This window comes from Acinetobacter sp. V2 (genome assembly GCF_001188385.1).
Classification (GTDB): Bacteria; Pseudomonadota; Gammaproteobacteria; order Pseudomonadales; family Moraxellaceae; genus Acinetobacter; species Acinetobacter oleivorans.
This window is the reverse complement of record NZ_JZFB01000002.1, coordinates 21,165-21,501: the sequence shown is the minus strand read 5'-3', so window position 1 is coordinate 21,501 and position 337 is coordinate 21,165. Positions and strand designations below refer to the sequence as shown.

Here is a 337-nt window from a genome sequence, read left to right as displayed (position 1 = left end):
GCCTTGAAGAATATCGATACCGCCTTGAACTACGTCGATTACTGGAGAGATTGGAGATGTGCCGCCACCGATACCGCCCGTTACGCCACCGATGATGTCGGTTACAACTTCAAGAGGGTTGCCACCGATACCGCCCGTTACGCCGCCGATGATGTCGGTTACAACTTCAAGAGGGTTACCACCAACGCCACCAGTTACACCGCCTACTACATCCGTAACACTTCCAACTACACCAGTGACAATACCTGCAGCAGTTGTACCATTGTTGATAAGTGTTTCAACAATTCCAGTTGCTGACGCAGTTGCGCCTGAGATATCTCCACCTACTAAATCAGAA

1 pseudogene is annotated in these 337 nt (G+C 50.1%); it reads right to left on the bottom strand.

Annotation, left to right across the window (positions count from 1 at the left end):
* Window positions 1–337, bottom strand: a pseudogene (locus UC75_RS20875) (hypothetical protein); the annotation flags it as partial.